Annotated in this window: 20 protein-coding genes and 2 tRNA genes; 10 read left to right on the top strand and 12 right to left on the bottom strand. The window is 38.2% G+C overall.

The window, feature by feature from the left end; translation table 11 throughout:
* Positions 1-3 precede the first annotated feature (3 nt).
* Positions 4-1,524 carry a succinyl-CoA:acetate CoA-transferase ScpC gene (scpC, locus tag AC4CVF_RS20415; RefSeq protein ID WP_336953664.1) on the top strand — a complete coding sequence of 507 codons (1,521 nt, stop codon included), beginning with the start codon at positions 4-6 and terminating at the stop codon, positions 1,522-1,524.
* 187 nt (positions 1,525-1,711) lie between these two features.
* Here the strand turns inward: scpC and AC4CVF_RS20410 are convergent, their stop codons facing one another.
* On the bottom strand, positions 1,712-3,358 hold the full coding sequence (locus tag AC4CVF_RS20410; RefSeq protein ID WP_419327993.1) for a GMC family oxidoreductase: 1,647 nt from the start codon (positions 3,356-3,358) through the stop codon (positions 1,712-1,714).
* Between the two features lie 213 nt (positions 3,359-3,571).
* Here AC4CVF_RS20410 and AC4CVF_RS20405 point away from each other — a divergent pair, with 213 nt between their 5' ends.
* Positions 3,572-3,991, top strand: coding sequence for a GNAT family acetyltransferase (locus AC4CVF_RS20405; RefSeq protein WP_336953662.1), 420 nt, complete (start codon positions 3,572-3,574; stop codon positions 3,989-3,991).
* A 44-nt stretch (positions 3,992-4,035) separates the two neighbouring features.
* On the opposite strand, the gene AC4CVF_RS20400 is transcribed toward AC4CVF_RS20405, so the two are convergent.
* The 5 genes from AC4CVF_RS20400 to AC4CVF_RS20380 form a co-directional block, all read right to left on the bottom strand.
* The gene (locus AC4CVF_RS20400; RefSeq protein ID WP_490789882.1) at positions 4,036-5,307 is read right to left on the bottom strand and encodes an OmpP1/FadL family transporter; all 1,272 of its coding nucleotides are present in this window, start codon (positions 5,305-5,307) and stop codon (positions 4,036-4,038) included.
* Between the two features lie 85 nt (positions 5,308-5,392).
* Positions 5,393-6,154, bottom strand: a complete 762-nt coding sequence (locus AC4CVF_RS20395; protein ID WP_336953660.1) for a class I SAM-dependent methyltransferase — start codon at positions 6,152-6,154, stop codon at positions 5,393-5,395.
* Between the two features lie 199 nt (positions 6,155-6,353).
* Positions 6,354-6,429, bottom strand: a tRNA-Phe gene (locus AC4CVF_RS20390).
* A 133-nt stretch (positions 6,430-6,562) separates the two neighbouring features.
* Positions 6,563-6,638, bottom strand: a tRNA-Phe gene (locus AC4CVF_RS20385).
* Positions 6,639-6,965: 327 nt separating this feature from the next.
* On the bottom strand, positions 6,966-7,343 hold the full coding sequence (locus AC4CVF_RS20380; protein WP_005034402.1) for a GNAT family N-acetyltransferase: 378 nt from the start codon (positions 7,341-7,343) through the stop codon (positions 6,966-6,968).
* A 102-nt stretch (positions 7,344-7,445) separates the two neighbouring features.
* Between AC4CVF_RS20380 and hisB the strand changes: the two genes are divergently transcribed.
* From hisB to AC4CVF_RS20365, 3 genes are all read left to right on the top strand, one after another.
* On the top strand, positions 7,446-8,039 hold the full coding sequence (hisB, locus tag AC4CVF_RS20375; protein ID WP_004725347.1) for an imidazoleglycerol-phosphate dehydratase HisB: 594 nt from the start codon (positions 7,446-7,448) through the stop codon (positions 8,037-8,039).
* Entirely contained in the window at positions 8,039-8,656 is a 618-nt protein-coding gene (gene hisH, locus AC4CVF_RS20370; RefSeq protein WP_336953659.1) for an imidazole glycerol phosphate synthase subunit HisH, read from the top strand. The genes hisB and hisH overlap by 1 nt, the downstream gene beginning before the upstream one ends.
* Before the next feature lie 188 nt (positions 8,657-8,844).
* Positions 8,845-9,381 (top strand): DUF805 domain-containing protein, encoded by a 537-nt coding sequence (locus AC4CVF_RS20365; RefSeq protein ID WP_419327995.1) that lies wholly within the window; start codon positions 8,845-8,847, stop codon positions 9,379-9,381.
* A 41-nt stretch (positions 9,382-9,422) separates the two neighbouring features.
* Here the strand turns inward: AC4CVF_RS20365 and AC4CVF_RS20360 are convergent, their stop codons facing one another.
* Positions 9,423-9,824, bottom strand: a complete 402-nt coding sequence (locus AC4CVF_RS20360) for a transcriptional regulator (RefSeq protein ID WP_336953657.1) — start codon at positions 9,822-9,824, stop codon at positions 9,423-9,425.
* Positions 9,825-9,948: 124 nt separating this feature from the next.
* On the opposite strand from AC4CVF_RS20360, the gene AC4CVF_RS20355 reads away from it, so the two are divergent.
* Complete coding sequence (locus AC4CVF_RS20355) at positions 9,949-10,611, top strand: 3'-5' exonuclease (protein WP_336953656.1); 663 nt, start codon at positions 9,949-9,951, stop codon at positions 10,609-10,611.
* Positions 10,612-10,688: 77 nt separating this feature from the next.
* Entirely contained in the window at positions 10,689-11,420 is a 732-nt protein-coding gene (gene hisA, locus AC4CVF_RS20350; RefSeq protein WP_336953655.1) for a 1-(5-phosphoribosyl)-5-[(5-phosphoribosylamino)methylideneamino]imidazole-4-carboxamide isomerase, read from the top strand.
* 91 nt (positions 11,421-11,511) lie between these two features.
* Here hisA and AC4CVF_RS20345 read toward each other — a convergent pair whose 3' ends face one another.
* Positions 11,512-11,805 carry an antibiotic biosynthesis monooxygenase family protein gene (locus AC4CVF_RS20345; RefSeq protein ID WP_336953654.1) on the bottom strand — a complete coding sequence of 98 codons (294 nt, stop codon included), beginning with the start codon at positions 11,803-11,805 and terminating at the stop codon, positions 11,512-11,514.
* A gap of 152 nt (positions 11,806-11,957) precedes the next feature.
* On the opposite strand from AC4CVF_RS20345, the gene AC4CVF_RS20340 reads away from it, so the two are divergent.
* A complete protein-coding gene (locus AC4CVF_RS20340) occupies positions 11,958-12,893 on the top strand; it encodes a DMT family transporter (RefSeq protein WP_490789881.1) in 936 nt (311 codons plus the stop codon).
* 83 nt (positions 12,894-12,976) lie between these two features.
* Here the strand turns inward: AC4CVF_RS20340 and AC4CVF_RS20335 are convergent, their stop codons facing one another.
* Genes AC4CVF_RS20335 through AC4CVF_RS20325 form a run of 3 tightly spaced genes read right to left on the bottom strand, consistent with a single transcriptional unit; the run spans position 12,977 to position 15,009 of the window.
* Positions 12,977-13,369 (bottom strand): DUF4870 family protein, encoded by a 393-nt coding sequence (locus tag AC4CVF_RS20335; RefSeq protein ID WP_004725331.1) that lies wholly within the window; start codon positions 13,367-13,369, stop codon positions 12,977-12,979.
* A gap of 31 nt (positions 13,370-13,400) precedes the next feature.
* Complete coding sequence (locus AC4CVF_RS20330) at positions 13,401-14,039, bottom strand: DUF1294 domain-containing protein (RefSeq protein ID WP_336953652.1); 639 nt, start codon at positions 14,037-14,039, stop codon at positions 13,401-13,403.
* A gap of 19 nt (positions 14,040-14,058) precedes the next feature.
* Positions 14,059-15,009, bottom strand: a complete 951-nt coding sequence (locus tag AC4CVF_RS20325; protein WP_490789880.1) for a homoserine kinase — start codon at positions 15,007-15,009, stop codon at positions 14,059-14,061.
* Positions 15,010-15,122: 113 nt separating this feature from the next.
* On the opposite strand from AC4CVF_RS20325, the gene hisF reads away from it, so the two are divergent.
* Complete coding sequence (gene hisF, locus AC4CVF_RS20320) at positions 15,123-15,881, top strand: imidazole glycerol phosphate synthase subunit HisF (RefSeq protein WP_427927399.1); 759 nt, start codon at positions 15,123-15,125, stop codon at positions 15,879-15,881.
* 329 nt (positions 15,882-16,210) lie between these two features.
* Positions 16,211-16,609, top strand: a complete 399-nt coding sequence (locus AC4CVF_RS20315) for a tetratricopeptide repeat protein (protein ID WP_490789879.1) — start codon at positions 16,211-16,213, stop codon at positions 16,607-16,609.
* Positions 16,610-16,652: 43 nt separating this feature from the next.
* On the opposite strand, the gene ettA is transcribed toward AC4CVF_RS20315, so the two are convergent.
* A complete protein-coding gene (ettA, locus tag AC4CVF_RS20310; protein ID WP_336953649.1) occupies positions 16,653-18,314 on the bottom strand; it encodes an energy-dependent translational throttle protein EttA in 1,662 nt (553 codons plus the stop codon).
* Between the last annotated feature and the right edge of the window lie 64 nt (positions 18,315-18,378).

Raw genomic sequence — 18,378 nt, 5'->3', positions numbered from 1 at the left:
ACCATGTCTTTAGATCGTATTCGTTTAGCATCTCTCCATGACAAAGTCATGAGCGCAGAACAAGCTGCAACTTTTATCCAAGATGGGATGACTGTGGGGATGAGTGGATTTACTCGTGCAGGTGAAGCAAAAGCTGTACCTTTAGCGCTGGTAAAACAAGCCAAAGTGAATCCGTTGAAGATTACTTTAATCACAGGTGCAAGTTTAGGTAATGACCTAGACAAACAATTAACTGAAGCTGGTGTCCTTGCGCGTCGTTTACCATTCCAAGTCGATAACACTTTACGTAAAGCCATCAATAATGGTGAAGTGATGTTCATTGATCAACATTTGTCTGAAACTGTTGAGCAAATGCGTAACCTTCAGTTGAAAAAACCTGATGTTGCGGTGATTGAAGCGATTGCGATTACTGAAGATGGTGGCATCATTCCAACAACATCTGTGGGTAATTCTGCAAGCTTTGCAATTTTCGCTGAAAAAGTGATTGTTGAAATCAACACCAACTTAAGCCCTGCTTTTGAAGGCTTACATGATATTTACATCCCAACCTATCGCCCAACACGTCAAGCTATTCCATTGACGCATGTTGAGCAACGTATTGGTACACCTGCAATCAATATTGATCCTGCAAAAATCGTGGGTATCGTGATTAATAGCGAATATCATGACTCTCCATCAACTGTAACACTACCAGATGACGAAACTCAGGGTATTGCGAACCACTTAATCGCATTCTTCGAAAAAGAAGTTGAAGAAGGCCGCTTACCTTCGAATCTTGGTCCTTTACAAGCAGGCATCGGTTCAATCGCCAATGCTGTATTGACAGGTCTTAAAGATTCTAACTTTGAAGATTTAGTGATGTATTCAGAAGTACTTCAAGACTGTACTTTCGAGTTGATTGATGCGGGTAAAATGAAGTTTGCTTCAGGTTCTTCAATTACTCTTTCTGCTAAATATGGTGAAAAAGTATTTAACAACCTTGAACAGTACAAAGACAAATTGGTTCTCCGTCCACAAGAAATTTCAAACCATCCTGAATTGGTTCGTCGCTTAGGCATCATTGGTATCAATACCGCGCTTGAGTTCGATATTTATGGCAACGTAAATTCGACACATGTTTGCGGTACCAAGATGATGAATGGTATTGGGGGTTCTGGTGATTTCGCACGTAATGCACATTTAGCAATCTTCGTGACCAAATCGATTGCAAAAGGTGGCGACATCTCTTCTGTTGTCCCATTTGCTTCACATATTGACCATGCTGAGCATGATGTAGATATTCTTGTGACTGAGCAAGGTCTTGCTGACTTACGTGGATTAGCACCCCGTGAACGTGCTCGTGCAGTCATCAACAACTGTGCTCACCCAATGTATCGTGATGCATTGAATGATTACTTTGATCGTGCATGTGAAAAGGGTGGTCAAACACCTCATATTCTTCGTGAAGCACTTTCTTGGCACTATAACTTTGAAGAAACAGGCCATATGCTTGCTTCTGTAGATCAAGCTAAAAAATCTGCATAAGATTTTAAACCTGATGTAAAAATAAAAACGCCCTGAATGAGGGGCGTTTTTTATTGAGCTATTTTTGCTTGAATGCTCATTTCCCCATTTTTAAATTCACGCTATATCTACTGTTCTATAAAAAGTATCGTTAAGTTGATTTGAAATTTCAATAATGAGTTCTCTTCATTTTTAAATATCTAAAGACTTAAATTGCGACACGCACTTTGTCTTTCTTTTGAATAAACGCCACACTGGCTTGATCCTGATTAATCATCTCAACCGCTTTCTCTGCAATCATAATTGCAGGGGCATTGGTATTGCCATTCACCACTTTTGGCATGATTGACGCATCGACCACACGCAAGTTTTGAATACCATAAACTCGCAAACGTGGATCAACCACAGCCATCTCATCCACTCCCATTTTACAGCTTCCTACAGGGTGATAAACGGTATCTGAGCGATCTCTTAAAACTTGTCGAATCTCCTCATCTGTTTTTACAGTGGCTGTAAATAAATCTTCTTTAATCATGCTTTTAAAAGCATCAGATTGCATTAATTTCTGAGTGAGTTTAAAGCCTTTGACCATTTCCTCTAAATCAGACTCTTCCCCATAGAAATTAGGGTCAATCAATAAAGGATCATCGATACTTGGTCCACTCATCTTAATGGAACCACGACTGACTGGATTGAGCAGGCAGACATGACAGGAAATACCATGTCCTGTATGCATTGTTCGTGCATGATTATCCACGAGCGCAATGACGAAATGTAACTGTAAATTCGGTAGGCTTTGTTCGTTTGAACTTTTAATAAATCCGCCACATTCAGCAAAATTCGTAGTCATCAAACCACGGCGTTCTTTACGGTAACGCCCAATTTGTTTAAATAGATCAATCGAACCTGGCAAGGATAATCCAAATGTCCCTTGAATTTCACTGACTTTATAACCAAAAATAAAATCGGGATGATCATGAAAATTTTTACCCACACCAGGTAAATGCTGTTTCACTGCAATTCCATGTTCAGCAAGTTCTTGTTGGTCACCAATACCTGAGAGCATCAGAATCTGTGGCGACTGCATCGCTCCCGCACTCAATAACACTTCTCGACGTGCAAAAATTTGTTTGAGCTGCCCACTCTGCTTATATTCCACCCCCACAGCCACCCCATTTTCAATCAAAATCCGCTGAGTCTGTGCATGGGTTTCGACCGTTAAATTTTTACGATCTCGATGTGGAAACAAATAAGCCCGCGCGGAGCTGCACCGCTCCCCATTGATATGGGTCACTTGATAAACCCCTAAACCTTCCTGCTCTTCACCATTGAAGTCATCCAGAATTCGATAACCTTGTTCTTTAGCGGCTGCGATATATTTTTGCTGTAATGGGTTATCACTGCGTAAATCAATAACTGAAAGTGGGCCAGCATTACCATGATATTTGTTTTTAATTCTTTGGTTATTTTCAGATTTAATAAAATAAGGCAAGACCTCATCATATGACCAACCAGTATTGCCTAAGGCTGCCCAATCGTCATAATCTTGTCGATGTCCACGGATATACACCATGGCATTAATTGCCGATGAGCCACCCAAGCATTTTCCACGAGGCTGGTAGCCTTTACGACCATTTAAGCCCTTTTGCGGTACAGTTTCAAAGGCCCAGTTATTGATCTTGGTTGGAATACTAATCACCGCTGCACAAGGAACTTCTACTTTCCAGCCCTCTCCAGCCCCTCCTGCTTCAAGTAGACAAACAGAAACTTGCGGGTTTTCTGATAAACGCCCAGCCAACACACAGCCCGAGCTTCCGCCACCGATAATAATATAATCAAATTCCTGTTTATTCACGTGAAGTTCCTTTTTTGTTTTAAATTATGCCTCCATTATTATGCACACTTTCAATCAATAAAAAATCACTATTCTCAGCCTATAACGTTTTTATAAGTTAACAAACTCAGCAAAAAGTATTTACGCATTGTCTAAAAAATAAACTTATCAACTGCGGTTTTTTATATTAATCTGCTGTAAAGATTGTTTTAAAAAACAAGAGATAAAAATTCTATGTTTATTATCAGACAGTTTCAGGAAACCGATTTAGACGAAGTCATCGCACTGTGGGAAGTCTGCGATTTAACCCGTCCTTGGAACAACCCAGAAATTGATATCTTCCGTAAAGTCGCACAAAAAGACGGATTGTTTCTATTGGCGGTCAAAGATGAACAATTGATCGCTACGGTTATGGGGGGGTATGATGGGCATCGGGGCTGGGTCAACTATCTTGCCGTGCACCCTCATGATCAACGTAATGGTGTTGCGACCGCACTGATACAACAACTTGAAAAGCGCTTAGTTGCATTAGGCTGCCCAAAACTGCAACTCCTGATCCGCAAAGATAACATTGATGTACAAAGCTTTTATGAGCAACTTGGCTATGAAGAAATTGAAGTCGTGTGTTTAGGTAAACGCCTTATCCCAGATTAAAATAAGCCCAATAGAATTAATCTCATAGTTATTTACAAAAAATTTTAGAATTTATAGCCATATGATAGACCTAGAATATCCTGACTCATTTTGAGTTTCGCTTCACCACTACCAAACGCAGGGGAAATTTTTCCTTTTACCTCATCTTCTAAAGCACGTGTATAGGCAATATTGATTTCTTGATGTTGATCGAAATTCCAAGTTGCACCTACGCTGAGGTGGTCTTGAATCACCCCTGGAGCAAGAATATTTAAAAAGACTTCACTGTCTGGAATCGGTTGATCATTATGACTATAACCGGCTCTTAGTGTGAGCTTTGGATGTGCTTGATAAGACACACCCAGTTTATAGATATTGATATCGTTCCAGCCAAATCCAGGCCCTTGTAGTGTACCAAAAGCATGACCTTGTTGTAATTGTGCAAGATCAAAAGGATTTCCTACCGATTTCACATCCGAATAGTTAATCCGTTGCACATCCGCAGCTACTGTTAATAAAGGTGTGATTTTGATAGCTACACCAACACCATAACTTTCAGGAACATCAAAGTCACCTCGTTCAGCAAATAACCCACGATATCGATCAAAGCGATCTGCATTAATTTTTGAAGAATAATTTGCACCAAAAGTTAAGCGTTGATCAAAGAATTTTCCAGCCCAACCAATACGTGCACCAAAGCCAGTCGCAGAATCCTTACCACGATTGCTTAAATTTAAACTATCGGCTGAAAATGCGCTAAACCCACCAATTCCCTGCGCTTCAAAACGTTGATAGAGAATATTGGTTGCAATTCCAATAGATTGATTTTCTGAATATTTCCAAGCAACTGCTGGAGTAATGAAAACCTGTGTTAAATCCACTCCTGCTGTTCCAGTGTTGCCAAATGCTGCAAATGGATTATTTTTATACCCCGTATTCATTCCGCCATTCCCATATATTGCTAAACCTAAAGCTACTTGGTGACTAATTTGGTGATTGAAGGCAAGCTCTGGTAGTACAAAATATTTGCGTCCATTGCCGTCGTATGTACCATTGGCATTAGGATAATCTTGTGGTATTTGATTAGCCACAAACTCAGCTGAACGATCAGGTGAAAACACAGTTGCACCAACATCAATACGATCACCAACCCAGCTTAACCCTGCTGGGTTATTAGCAATCGTTAATGCATCTTGAAATTGAGCAATGGAAGTTCCTGCATTGCCTTGGGCCTTTACCCCATAGCCATGCATAAAATAACCTGTCGTTGCAAAAGATGTAGAGCTGAATACCGATACCCATACAGTAAGGGATAATATTTTAACAGGAGTTTTCATCAATTATCTTACTTTTAAATAATATATAAGTAAGTATATTGTTAGCAATATTTGTTGTAATCAAAGATAAAATGCGATCCTTATTTTATTTGTGCATAAAGCATTTTTTCTTTGATTTTTTAATTTTGCCCACTCTTAAAAAAACCGGGAATGTGATGGTCAAATCTGCAAGCTCGTTGGTTAATGCTTCAGCTAAATCAAGTAATGGATGATCCTGATTTCTTTCGCAATAGTGTTTAATTGCAGACCAAGTGGATAAGTACTTTAATAATTGCGCAGACGACCACTGGTACTGCATCTTAAACTCAGCAACATTTATTTCTTCAAAAGGAAATGGAATGGTTTTATATTCTTCATCGATATAACGGCGCTCTGTATCCCAATAGCCTTCTAGTTTTTCAGTATATAAGTTTTGAATCATTGTATTGATGGCTGAATTTTCGACATGAATTAAGCCGTAACCGATCACCGCAAGAATACCTTGGGGTTTTAGTGTGCGTTCAACTTCTTTATAAAATTCTACAAAATCAAACCAATGAATGGCCTGAGCAACAGAAATCAAATCAAAACTCTGTGCTATAAATGAGGTTTTTTCGGCAGATTGGACTTGATAGCTCACATTATCAAAATAAGGTGCAAGACTTAATTGTTTTTCGCTCATATCTGTTGCAACAATATGATCGAAATAAGGGCTGAGCAGTTGAGTAAATTGGCCTGAACCTGCACCACAATCCCAAGCAAAACCACGTTCTGGAACATGATTTAAAATTTCCTGAACCACTTCAGGAGGATAACTCGGTCGGGCTTGCTGATAAAGCTGGCTACCTGATGAAAATAAATCTTTCATTGTTCTTATAACAATCTATTTCACTTACCTAAGATTTATCTTACGACATTTATAAGTCATGACAAGATATTTTGTAAGACAATGGCTTCAATTTACAACTTCTCAGTGACATTTTTTAATGATGAGAATCAATTTTTGAATTCCCAAAAAGTAAACAGGCAATAAAAAACCTCAAACAAGGTTTGAGGTTTTTCAAATATGGTGGCGAGACCCAGGATCGAACTGGGGACACACGGATTTTCAATCCGTTGCTCTACCTACTGAGCTATCACGCCGATGCGGTGTATTAAGCCGTATCTCAGTTCAATAGTCAATAAAAATCATGACTTTTTTATTCAACTGAATATTTTTCATCCAAAAAAAATCCCTGATGGGATCAGGGATTGAAATCTCAAAGATTTTTAAATATGGTGGCGAGACCCAGGATCGAACTGGGGACACACGGATTTTCAATCCGTTGCTCTACCTACTGAGCTATCACGCCGATGGGGCGTATTAAACAATTTAATGGTTTAGCCGTCAAGCATTGAAATCACAAAAATCATTCAATAGTTTATTTTTACAACAAAAACCACTCATTCACGCTGAATAAGGTTGTTTTCCATACACTTTTAAGTGATGGGGTGCCAATTTCTGCATTTTCTATTTAGAGACCAAGGTATTCATCCAAAATTTAATTTGTCTAAAGTGTTTCTCTGAAAACTAGAATATTCTGCTTCAAGATTAGCCCAAACTTATTTTTCCTAAAATATCCAAATAAAAAAAGCAACCTAATCAGGTTGCTTCAATTGATTAAAGACTCTTGATCATCTTAGATTTTGCCTAAGTGAGCTAAACAACGGTGGATTGCTCCACAGCCCGGTTCAAAATTTTTAACGCCCTTTTCTTCCTCGATCCGACAAACTTCTTCGACTAAACGTTCTGCAACGCCTCGTCCTCGGTTAGCAGGATGCACCACAATATTTTCTAGAGTCCGACTTTCACCTTGCCCTGTACACCATAATGCACCAATAATCTTTGTATTAAATTCTGCGACATAAAGTAAGGTATAATGAGCCAAGTTTTGCTCAAGTTGTTCTATGGCATCATGACCATCCCCAAATTCAGGACTGGTGTCATATAATCGCTCAAGCTGATCGCGAACTTCTTCATTTTCGAGTGAAGTTTTAGCATGTACGGTAATAGGCATTGATTAACCCTCCTGAGCAATCTAATATGCTGTGACTTTCGTCACAGCGAAATATCTTTACATCAAACTTTTAATTTTTGACGTTTTTTGAGGAACGTGTCTATGGCGCAACGTATCAGTGAAGTGGTAAGAAACACCAACGAAACTAAAATTCGAGTTCGTGTGAATCTTGATGGTACTGGTCAAGGCACGCTCAATACAGGTGTTCCCTTTTTAGACCATATGGTTGATCAAATCAAGCGTCATGGTTTATTTGACATCGATATTCATTGTGATGGTGACTTAGAAATCGATGATCACCATACTGTAGAAGACTGTGGAATCACACTAGGCCAAGCATTTGCGCAAGCACTAGGTGATAAAAAAGGCTTAAAACGTTATGGTCACTTCTATGCGCCGCTTGATGAAGCTTTAAGCCGTGTCGTAGTGGATTTATCAGGTCGTCCGGGCTTATGGATGGATATCCCTTTTACACGTGCTCGTATCGGCAGCTTTGATGTGGATTTATTTTCCGAGTTTTTTCAGGGCTTTGTAAATCACGCTTTAATGACTTTGCATATTGACAATTTAAAAGGCAAAAATAGCCATCATCAAATTGAAAGTGTGTTCAAAGCATTTGCACGTGCACTTCGTATGGCATGTGAAGTTGATCCTCGTGCAGAAAATACTGTTGCATCGACCAAAGGAACCTTGTAATGACCCGTATTGCCCTTCTTGACTATGGCATGGGAAATCTTCATTCAGCAGCCAAAGCACTCGAACATGTTGGCGCAACTGTAGATGTCACAAATGATCCAAAATTAATCGCTCAAGCAGATAAAATCGTATTTCCTGGTGTAGGTGCAATGCGTGATTGTATGCAGGGTATGCATGAAGCTGGTATTGATGAAGTTGTACGCCATGCGGCGTTTAATAAACCTGTACTTGCGATTTGTGTCGGTATGCAAGCTTTGCTTGAATCATCAGAGGAAAATGCAGGTACTCCAGCACTGGGGATTTTTGATGGAGTTGTAAAACATTTCCCAGATATGAAAGACTTAAAAGTCCCACATATGGGATGGAACCAAGTTCATCAAATAGATCCGAATCATCCTATGTGGAAAGATATTAATCAAGATACCCGTTTCTACTTTGTACATAGCTATTATGTCGAACCACAAGAGCAGTCTCTTGTTGCTGCAACATGTGATTATGGTTTGCAGTTCTGCACAGCCATTCATAAAGAAAATTTGTTTGCGACACAATTCCATCCAGAAAAGAGCCATACAGCAGGTTTGCAGTTACTGAAAAACTTTGTGGAATGGAAAATCTAATTCATTCGTCAGTTTCATCCTGATTTATATCTCTAAAAATCAAGCCAATTGCAGTTGGCTTGATTTTTTATTCTATTAAGACTTTATTTTTTATCCTCTGTTTATTATGATTCATTCAAATTGAATAAAAATCCAACAATTCATTTTAAAAACTGATTTAAACCTTAATTCATTCTAGGAAAACAAAAATGCCCTCTAATTTTCAAACCCATGATTCAGCTCTAAGCGCCGGTGGCCGTTTCGGCAGATTATCTTATTTAGGATGGAATATGCTATTGGGTCTATCTATGTGCGTAGTGGGTATTATCGCTGCATTATTCATCCCTGCTTTAAGTAATTCACCTTCTATGGCACTCTTATTTATATTAGGTGCAGTTGCGATTATTATCTACATTGCTCTGATTTACTTCAGTTTTATTTTTATAATCCGCCGCTTACATGACAAAAATCAAAGTGGATGGCTATCTCTTCTCATGTTTATACCTTTGGTTAACTTATTCTTTTTTATTTATTTAAGTTGTGCAAAAGGAGATACAGGGGCAAATAACTATGGCGCACCTCGTATTACTCAGGGTTGGGAAAAAGTACTCGGCTGGATTTATATTGTAGTATTACCAATCAGTATTCTAATTCTTGCAATTACAGCAATTCCAGCATATCAAAGTTATATAGAGCAAGCACAACAACTACAACAATATCAACAGCAAATTAATCAATCTGAATAAAGCATCTGGAATAACCACCCTATGTTTATAAGGTGGTTATTTTACTCTTTGGTGACAAAACCACCTTCCAACGGTTCAACACTAATTTTAATATCCGCCTTTAAATTTAAAGCTGCGTACCGGTCTTTAATTTCATTGATCAATTGTTCCATTGTGACATGACTTAAATCCAATTCAGACTCAGCATAAGCTTTAGTTACAAGATCAGCTTTATCTTGGTGTTTAGACTCCATATTCCAACGTTCAGTCATTCCGACTAAACGGGCCAATTCAATTAGACTTTGCGCACTCGAGGGTGTGGAGTTCTGCAACCATTTGGTCATGGTCCCTTTAGAAGTTTCGAGTACGTTAACAATATCACTGGCTTTTATATTTTTATCCTGAATCAATTGTTTTAAACGCTTTGCACCTTCGATAAAAAGATCATCATCTTTTTCAACCATACACTTTATTCCTGTGTTTTCGACCCATAAAACTATCATCTTTTATTCAAAGTTTGTTATAACACAATATGATTAATATTTTTAATGCTTAAACCGGTCGACTAAAATTTGTGAGCTTAAATTTGTGAATATTCAAACTCAGCAACTTCCAAGTAAAGAGCAAATTCAGAGCTTTCCCCGTTTTCAAAATTTACTTTTGAATAAAATTATGGTGATCAATGACTTGCAACAATGCCACGCGATTGCAGAAGAATTAAAAACGGCGCGCCTTTTTGGTTTCGATACCGAGTCTAAACCTACATTTAATAAAGGTGAAATACAAACAGGTCCACACCTTATTCAACTCGCGACTTTTGAAAAAGCCTATTTATTTCAAGTTTCACCTGATGTTCTTCATTTTTTAACCCCTTTTTTTGAAAATCCTGATCAAATTAAAGTCGGTTTTGGCTTAAAAAATGATGCACATCTATTTCGTAAAAAAGGCATACAACTCAACAGTGTTATCGAACTTTCAAAATGCTTTTCGAGTTTTGGTTTCAACAATCCTTTGGGGATTAAAAATGCGATGGCATTGTTATTCAAGGTCAACTTCCCTAAAAGTAAATCAATTAGCACTTCAAATTGGTCACGTAAAATCCTCACAACACCTCAAATTGAATATGCGGCAGCCGATGCTTATGCTGCTATATTAATTTTCAAAGCCTTACTGGATTTAGGCTTAATACCTGACACGATCGCGCATACTCAGCTTAAATTGAGCATTCAGCCCAATAAAAGCCTAAACTGACACTTAGAAATTGATCAAGTTTTTGCTAATATGAAGATCAATAAATTCTTAATTGAGATTAAGCAAGGAGCGAAAGCATGCTGATCATCCCGGCAATTGATCTGAAAGATGGTAAATGTGTTCGTTTAAAACAAGGTCGTATGGAAGACGATACCGTATTTTCTGATGATCCTGTCGCAACAGCACAGCATTGGGTGAATGAAGGCGCTCGTCGTTTACATTTGGTTGATTTGAATGGGGCTTTTGCGGGAACACCAATTCATAAACCAGTAGTTGAGGCAATTGCTAGAGCACAACCTGAACTTCCTATTCAAATTGGTGGTGGTATTCGCTCTTTGGAAACAATTGAACATTACCTAGATGCAGGTGTTTCTTTTGTAATCATTGGAACTAAAGCAGTTCAAAATCCTGAATTTGTTGAAGAAGCATGCAATAAGTTTGCAGGACACATAATCGTTGGTATTGATGCAATAAATGGTATGGTTGCAACAGATGGTTGGGCAAATGTCACAGATGTAAAAGCCACTGATCTTGCAAAACGTTTTGCAGATGCTGGGGTTTCGAGCATTGTTTATACCGATATCGCGCGTGATGGTATGATGCAAGGCGTAAATGTTGAACAGACTGTAAATCTTGCGCAATACTCAGGTCTTCCAGTGATCGCGTCAGGCGGTGTAACCAATCTAGACGATGTACGTAATTTAAAAGGGAAACCAGGTATTTTAGGTGCGATCACAGGTCGTGCAATTTACGAAGGCACACTCAACCTACGTGAAGCTCAATTGTTATTGGATGAACAAGGGTTTTAATGTCCAAATCAAGATCTGATTAAAAAAGAGAACCTAAGAGGTTCTCTTTTTTTATATGTGAAAAATAGTGTTTGAATTGCTATATTTTTATTTAAACCAATGTATTTTCAAAATGTTGCATTTCAATTTTACTGGCTAAAAAGGGTTTCATTGACATAAACCACTGTTTGAATTCATCCGTTTTCATAAAAATATCTGTATGGGTTTGAAGGTCAATCCAATGAATTTGTAGAATATATTTTTGATTGTCTTCTATACATCGGATCAATTTAAATTTTTCACAACCTTGAGCACTTCTAAAGGTATCCGATAGTTCATAAAATTTCTTTTCAAAAGCCATTTGTTGACCATCAACAATATGAAATAAAGCCTGTTCGATCACCATGATTTATTTCTCTTTATCAAAATTTTGATTCAATAGGCTATCACTATTGCATGACAATTGAATGATTTAAATACCCGATTACTCAGCTTAACATCTGCACAATCCTGTGCTTTCACGTAAAATAGCCCTGCTCTTCCACATTACTCTATTTTATGTCTTCCTCTCCCCTCGCTTTATTTTTAAAGTCCAGAACACCTCAAATTGCGTTGATACTCATGACCATGATTTGGGGTGGTACATTTGTCATTGTACATTGTGCCCTAAACTATAGTTCCCCTATGTTTTTTGTCGGTTGTCGTTTTGCTGCGGCCACCATTGCTGTTGGATTATTATCTTATAAATATCTAAAAGGTATAAATCTAAAAGAGCTAATCGCAGGTGCGCTCATTGGTGGCATGATTGCTGCAGGTTATGGCTCACAAACGGTAGGTATGCAAACTATTAGTAGCAGTGAGTCTGCATTTTTAACTGCTTTGTATGTACCACTTGTTCCGATTCTTATCTGGGTGATTTTTCGTAAAAGACCACATATCATGATCTGGCTTGGTATTTTTTTAGCATTTATCGGTTTAATTTTTCTGACAGGAAATGGTTTTGATCAAATTGATTTAAATACAGGGCAAATCGTCACATTAGTTGGCTCATTTGCAATTGCTATGGAGATCATTCTCATCGGGTACTTTGCTGGAAGCGTCAATATTCAGCGTGTAACGGTGATTCAGCTTGCCTTTGCTTCATTGATTTCATTTGCCAGTATGCCTTTTGTGGACGAGTTGCATATTCCACCCTTCTCGTGGCAATTGGTGATGCTTTCAGTTGGGCTAGGCTTAACCAGTGCTCTATTACAATTGACAATGAATTGGGCACAACGTTCTGTCGATCCTTCTCAAGCTGCCGTGATTTATGCTGGCGAACCAGTTTGGGCAGCTTTATTTGGGAGAATTGCAGGTGAGCGCTTACCATTGCTGGCTCTTTTTGGCGGTTTACTTGTAGTATTGGGGGTTATCATCAGTGAATGGAAACCCAAATTTTTATACAAACGACAGCTTGAAGAAAATTCGGCTGAGATAGAAAAACAGCGTTCTTAATCAGAACGCTGTTTTTACTAAAATTACTGTTTGATCAAGCTGTATTGCTCAAGAACAAGACTTACCAAATATTGTTCATTCAGTTATATCGGTAAGGCTTGATCATCATTCAGCGCAATAATGCCTCGAATGGCCCGATAGACAATCCATATCCAAGAAATAAATAAAGTGGCAGCACAAAAGATCGTAGCACCCACCGCAACACCAGCAAAGGCATTGACATTATCCATGGTAAAAAATAGAAAAATAAACGGAATAAATGCAATTACCGTCCAGACTAAATACCACCAAAAAGTGCGGATTTGCCATCTAAAATGACTTTCGAAAATCGTACCACGGACCGAATTCAATTTTACATAATTGATAATCAATGCAATGATTGCAAGAATTCCCGCAGAAAAAATTGCAACAATATAAAGGATATATAAAATTAAAGTCAGAGATTTACTATTATTTGGATCAACATAATTATTCATTGTAAGCCCTTTTAAATTTGCTAACGCCCGTTTAAATCTTAAACATATTCAAAGGCGAAATTAACCATAAAATCAATAAAATATTAAAGAATATGGTACACAAATAAATCTTTTTAAAGGGTTGTTTTTGTGTTTTATGTCGTAAGCGTTGCTGGGCTAGCCAAGCTGCGGGCCAACCGCCTAAAAAAGCTAAAATATGCAGGGTATTTTCAGGAACACGACGCTGATTGCTCTGCGCAGCTTCTTTATCTTGTGCATAAAACCAATAGGTCATCACATTGATGATACTGACAAAAAGAATAAACATGCCATTGAGCAAACCACTTATGCTCAAGATTGCCAAAACAATAATATAAACAGCGCAAAGAATTTGCATCGGCTGTAATTTAGCCTGCTTTGTTGCATGTAAATGTTTGGCTTTAGCCGCTTGCGGGCTTGTCACTTTCGCCATTTGTGTAGCTTTTAAATACGTGACTTGTTTTGCTTTATAACGCCCTTGACCATCTAATTGCACCACATATTCAAGTGCACAGCCAACGATTGGGCGTGGCCCTTTTTGTGCAAAATCTTTGATGTGTAAAAATACGCGATCTTTTACACCATCATTTGGTTGAATAAAGCCATAGCCTTTATCATCAAACCATTCAACTAAACGACCTTGATCACGCATTTTATTTCCTAAAAAACTATTAAGCAGTAACAAACTTTAATCTTTCGATCAACATATTACGCATTTCTTGCGGATTTTTCTGCAAAATATCATCACCTGTACGTGCTTCAGCAGCATTCATCTGAGCAATTTGTAAACGCATCATCCAAAAGCGACCTGCGGCCATAGCCAAATATAACTCTAAACAAGCTCTTTCATCTTCAGTCAAAGGACGAATCGAGGTATATGCATTTAAGAAAGCCATTGCTTTGGCTTCATTCAAAGTAACACTCGGATATTCTGTACAAAAATCATTTAACGTAATCGCAATATCAAAAAGCAATTCATCTTGATTCATTTCATAAAAATCAAGAATGCCTTTTAACTCATCGCCTTCAAACAAAGTATTGTCACAGAACAAATCCGAATGAATAAAACCTTTAGGTCGATTTGGATACATCATTGTCAGTGCTTCATACAAACCTAAAAGATTATTCAGCAAAGCACTATCAGCTACATCTAAAGTCGGTTTAATTTGTTGAGCAACGTTGTACCAATAAGCATGATCACGCACCACTTGACGCTGTAATGGGAAGTCTTGTAACGCCACATGCATTTTGGCCTGTGCCACAGCAATTTGCTCAACTTGAGCGATTGTAGAGGGCATCGGATGTTTACCTGACATCCGTGGCGCAATTTGTGCAGGTTTATTTTTTAAACTATGAATCGACTGACCGCTATGTTTTAACGGAACAGGAACTGGCAAACCTTGTTGACCCAAGTGTTCTAAAACAGGAATTAATTCCCCTGCTGCTTGCGCATCCATATTTTCAAATAATGTTAATACGAACTGTGTTCCATCAGCACAAATGATAAAATAGTTGGTATTTTGCACACCGCCTTGAATTGGTTTAAGTTCAACCACCTCTAATCCATAAGGTGCTGCAAAGTGTTGAACTTCTTTTAAACTCAAAGTGGTATAAACCGACATAGAAAACCTGCGAAAAAACTTACATAAGTTTGATAGAATAACCGCTTCGACTATCGAGGTGTAGCACCTAAGTCACGAACTTTCATAATCGCCTGTTATTTTTGGAAAAAATTATGCTCGCTAAACGTATTATTCCTTGCCTGGACGTAGATAATGGTCGTGTGGTGAAAGGTGTCCAGTTTTTAGATATCCGTGACGCAGGAGATCCTGTAGAAGTTGCCCGTCGTTATAATGAGCAAGGTGCAGATGAAATCACCTTTTTAGACATTACCGCAACATCGAATGGCCGTGATACCACTTATCGTACTGTTGAACGTATGGCTGAAAGTGTGTTTGTCCCCCTTACAGTTGGTGGTGGTGTTCGTAAAGTTGAAGATATCCGTTTGTTATTAAATGCAGGTGCAGATAAAGTCAGCATCAACTCTGCTGCAGTATTTAATCCTGAATTCGTTCAAGAAGCTTCTCAGCGCTTTGGTGCACAATGTATTGTTGTAGCAATCGATGCAAAAAGAACTGGTGAAAATAAATGGGAAATTTTCACCCATGGCGGCCGCAAACCGACAGGCATAGATGCGATTGAATGGGCTGTGAAAATGGCACAATTCGGTGCAGGTGAGTTATTGGTTACCTCTATGGATGCAGATGGGACTAAAGCGGGTTATGACATTGGTTTAATGCGTCAAATTAATGATCGTGTCACCATTCCGACCATTGCGTCAGGTGGTGTTGGTAATTTACAACATTTAGCAGATGGTATTTTAAAAGGTGGTGCCGATGCTGTATTGGCAGCCTCTATATTCCATTTTGGTCAATACTCTATCCCTGAGGCGAAAAAATATCTTGCTGAGCAAGGAATTGAAATGCGTCTTTAATTGATAATGAGTACATATATAGAAGAATGTTATTTTGCATTCTTTTATATATTATTTATTAAGCCCTATTAAAACACCTAGATAGAATACATAAATAATAGGTATTATTTTAAATAACGACTAACAACTCATTTTATATAAATTATCAATTATTAAAATCACTGATATCAAACTGAATAAGAATTAAAACTGAATAAGTTATTTATTTATCTTGAATCACTTTTTAAATACTTTTATATGGAAAAATCCTGATCATTGGGTATTTCTTATTCTATTTATTTCCTTTAATCTTATGATGGGAACTTTATAAAAAATAAGCGTGAGTCATTATGGATTTAATAAAAACAATACGAAAATTAAAGGAAATCTTCAGTTATAAATACCATTATTCCAACCCATATCAATCATTTAATATCTCTGAATCAATGCACATTTACCATCGCGCAACCAGTTATGAACATTTAGCGCTGAATCAGCAGTATAAACTTGATATTGATTACCATCACAATGAAAAAATATATAAATATCAACGTAATGCGATTTGGTATTTTTTACATTCAGCACTCAAAGGGTATAGCTCAGCACAATATAAATTAGGCATGATTTACTTACAGGGGCAACTTGGATTATCTCCAGATAAAGTCAATGCATACAAATGGTTATTACTTGCTGCAAATCAGGGTCATCTCGAAGCACGAGACCAACTATGTCATTTCTATCAGCAATAAAAAACCAGCTCGAAAGCTGGTTTTTTATCAACAAAATGAGGAGTTAACCCCCAATTTTTTTGTATTTGGTCCGTTTTTGCACAGCAGCATCACCCAAACGAGCTAAGCGATATGCTTCATATTCAGCATAGTTACCTTCGTAAAATTCAGGCTGTTCATTTTCAAATGACAAGATATGTGTCGCAATACGGTCGAGGAACCAACGGTCATGCGATACCACCATAACAGTACCAGGGAATACAAGAATTGCATCCTCTAGTGCACGTAAAGTTTCAATATCCAAATCATTCGACGGTTCATCGAGCAAAATCACGTTTGCGCCCATCTGAAGAATCTTCGCAAGTTGTAAACGGTTACGTTCACCACCAGACAATTCACCTACACGCTTTTGCTGATCTTGACCTTTGAAGTTAAAACGACCGATATAGGCACGAGATGCGATCTCATATTCGCCAATTCTTAAGATATCTAAACCGCCAGAAACTTCTTCCCAAACGGTTTTATTGTTATCTAAAGTGTCACGAATCTGACCAACATAAGCAACTTTTACAGATTCACCTAATACAACGCTACCCGTATCCGGTTGCTGTTCGCCTGTCATCATACGGAATAATGTAGTTTTACCCGCACCGTTTGGACCAACAATACCAACAATTGCCGTTGGTGGCACCGTGAAAGATAGGTTTTCATAAAGTAGACGACCATCAAACGATTTACTGATGCCCTCAACTTCTACAACCTTATTCCCTAGGCGTGGACCAGGTGGAATATAGATTTCAGACGTTTCATTACGTTGTTGGAACTCACGTGAGTTAAGCTCTTCAAAGCGCTCCATACGTGCTTTGTTTTTCTTTTGCTGACCTTTAGCATTTGAACGAACCCATTCCAATTCTTTTTTCAATGCTTTAGCAAAAGATTCTTCTTGTTTATTTTCCTGCTCTAAACGAGCATTCTTTTGTTCCAACCAAGAAGAATAGTTACCTTGATAAGGAATACCATGTCCACGGTCAAGCTCAAGAATCCACTCCGCAACGTTATCCAAGAAATAACGGTCATGGGTAATTGCAACAATTGTACCGGCAAAGTCTTTCAAGAAGCGTTCTAACCAAGATACAGATTCTGCATCCAAATGGTTCGTCGGTTCGTCAAGCAGTAGCATGTCTGGTTTAGACAATAACAAACGACATAATGCAACACGACGACGTTCACCACCTGAAAGTAAGCTTACGTCAGAATCCCATGCTGGGAGATTCAATGCTGCCGCAGCCTGATCCATTTGGTTACTTAGGTTATGCGCATCCCAAGCATGGATAATTGCTTCTAATTTCTCTTGCTCTTTTGCAAGCGCATCAAAGTCAGCATCTTCAGCTGCATATTCAGCAAAAACTTCATCTAAACGTGCCAATGCATCCAATGGTTCCCGTAAACCATCTTCAACGTTACCACGAACATCTTTATTTGGATCTAATGGTGGTTCTTGCTCAAGATAACCGATTTTAATACCTGGTTGCGCACGAGCTTCACCTGAGAAATCTTTATCTACGCCAGCCATAATACGGAGTAGGGTAGATTTACCTGCACCGTTTAAACCAAGTACACCAATTTTTGCACCTGGGAAAAATGATAAAGAGATGTCTTTTAAGATTTCGCGTTTAGGCGGAACCATCTTCGACACACGGTTCATCGTGTAAATATATTGGGCCACGTAGGACTCCTCTATAATGAATAGAAATTCGCAAAATGCGAATAAATAAATACCGTCAATTATA

It is taken from the genome of Acinetobacter sp. LipI_19 (genome assembly GCF_058242925.1).
This window is presented reverse-complemented; position numbering and strand designations above follow the sequence as displayed.

Excerpts from the sequence above, each read along its gene's own strand:
- hisA (WP_336953655.1), top strand. The coding sequence starts at position 10,689 with ATGCTGATCATCCCGGCAATTGATCTGAAAGATGGTAAATGTGTTCGT.
- AC4CVF_RS20315 (WP_490789879.1), top strand. The coding sequence starts at position 16,211 with ATGGATTTAATAAAAACAATACGAAAATTAAAGGAAATCTTCAGTTAT.
- scpC (WP_336953664.1), top strand. The coding sequence starts at position 4 with ATGTCTTTAGATCGTATTCGTTTAGCATCTCTCCATGACAAAGTCATG.
- AC4CVF_RS20340 (WP_490789881.1), top strand. The coding sequence starts at position 11,958 with ATGTCTTCCTCTCCCCTCGCTTTATTTTTAAAGTCCAGAACACCTCAA.
- AC4CVF_RS20380 (WP_005034402.1), bottom strand. The coding sequence starts at position 7,343 with ATGCCTATTACCGTACATGCTAAAACTTCACTCGAAAATGAAGAAGTT.
- AC4CVF_RS20330 (WP_336953652.1), bottom strand. The coding sequence starts at position 14,039 with ATGCGTGATCAAGGTCGTTTAGTTGAATGGTTTGATGATAAAGGCTAT.
- AC4CVF_RS20335 (WP_004725331.1), bottom strand. The coding sequence starts at position 13,369 with ATGAATAATTATGTTGATCCAAATAATAGTAAATCTCTGACTTTAATT.
- AC4CVF_RS20360 (WP_336953657.1), bottom strand. The coding sequence starts at position 9,824 with ATGGTTGAAAAAGATGATGATCTTTTTATCGAAGGTGCAAAGCGTTTA.
- AC4CVF_RS20345 (WP_336953654.1), bottom strand. The coding sequence starts at position 11,805 with ATGGTGATCGAACAGGCTTTATTTCATATTGTTGATGGTCAACAAATG.
- hisF (WP_427927399.1), top strand. The coding sequence starts at position 15,123 with ATGCTCGCTAAACGTATTATTCCTTGCCTGGACGTAGATAATGGTCGT.
- AC4CVF_RS20325 (WP_490789880.1), bottom strand. The coding sequence starts at position 15,009 with ATGTCGGTTTATACCACTTTGAGTTTAAAAGAAGTTCAACACTTTGCA.
- AC4CVF_RS20405 (WP_336953662.1), top strand. The coding sequence starts at position 3,572 with ATGTTTATTATCAGACAGTTTCAGGAAACCGATTTAGACGAAGTCATC.
- hisB (WP_004725347.1), top strand. The coding sequence starts at position 7,446 with ATGGCGCAACGTATCAGTGAAGTGGTAAGAAACACCAACGAAACTAAA.
- hisH (WP_336953659.1), top strand. The coding sequence starts at position 8,039 with ATGACCCGTATTGCCCTTCTTGACTATGGCATGGGAAATCTTCATTCA.
- AC4CVF_RS20365 (WP_419327995.1), top strand. The coding sequence starts at position 8,845 with ATGCCCTCTAATTTTCAAACCCATGATTCAGCTCTAAGCGCCGGTGGC.
- AC4CVF_RS20400 (WP_490789882.1), bottom strand. The coding sequence starts at position 5,307 with ATGAAAACTCCTGTTAAAATATTATCCCTTACTGTATGGGTATCGGTA.
- AC4CVF_RS20395 (WP_336953660.1), bottom strand. The coding sequence starts at position 6,154 with ATGAAAGATTTATTTTCATCAGGTAGCCAGCTTTATCAGCAAGCCCGA.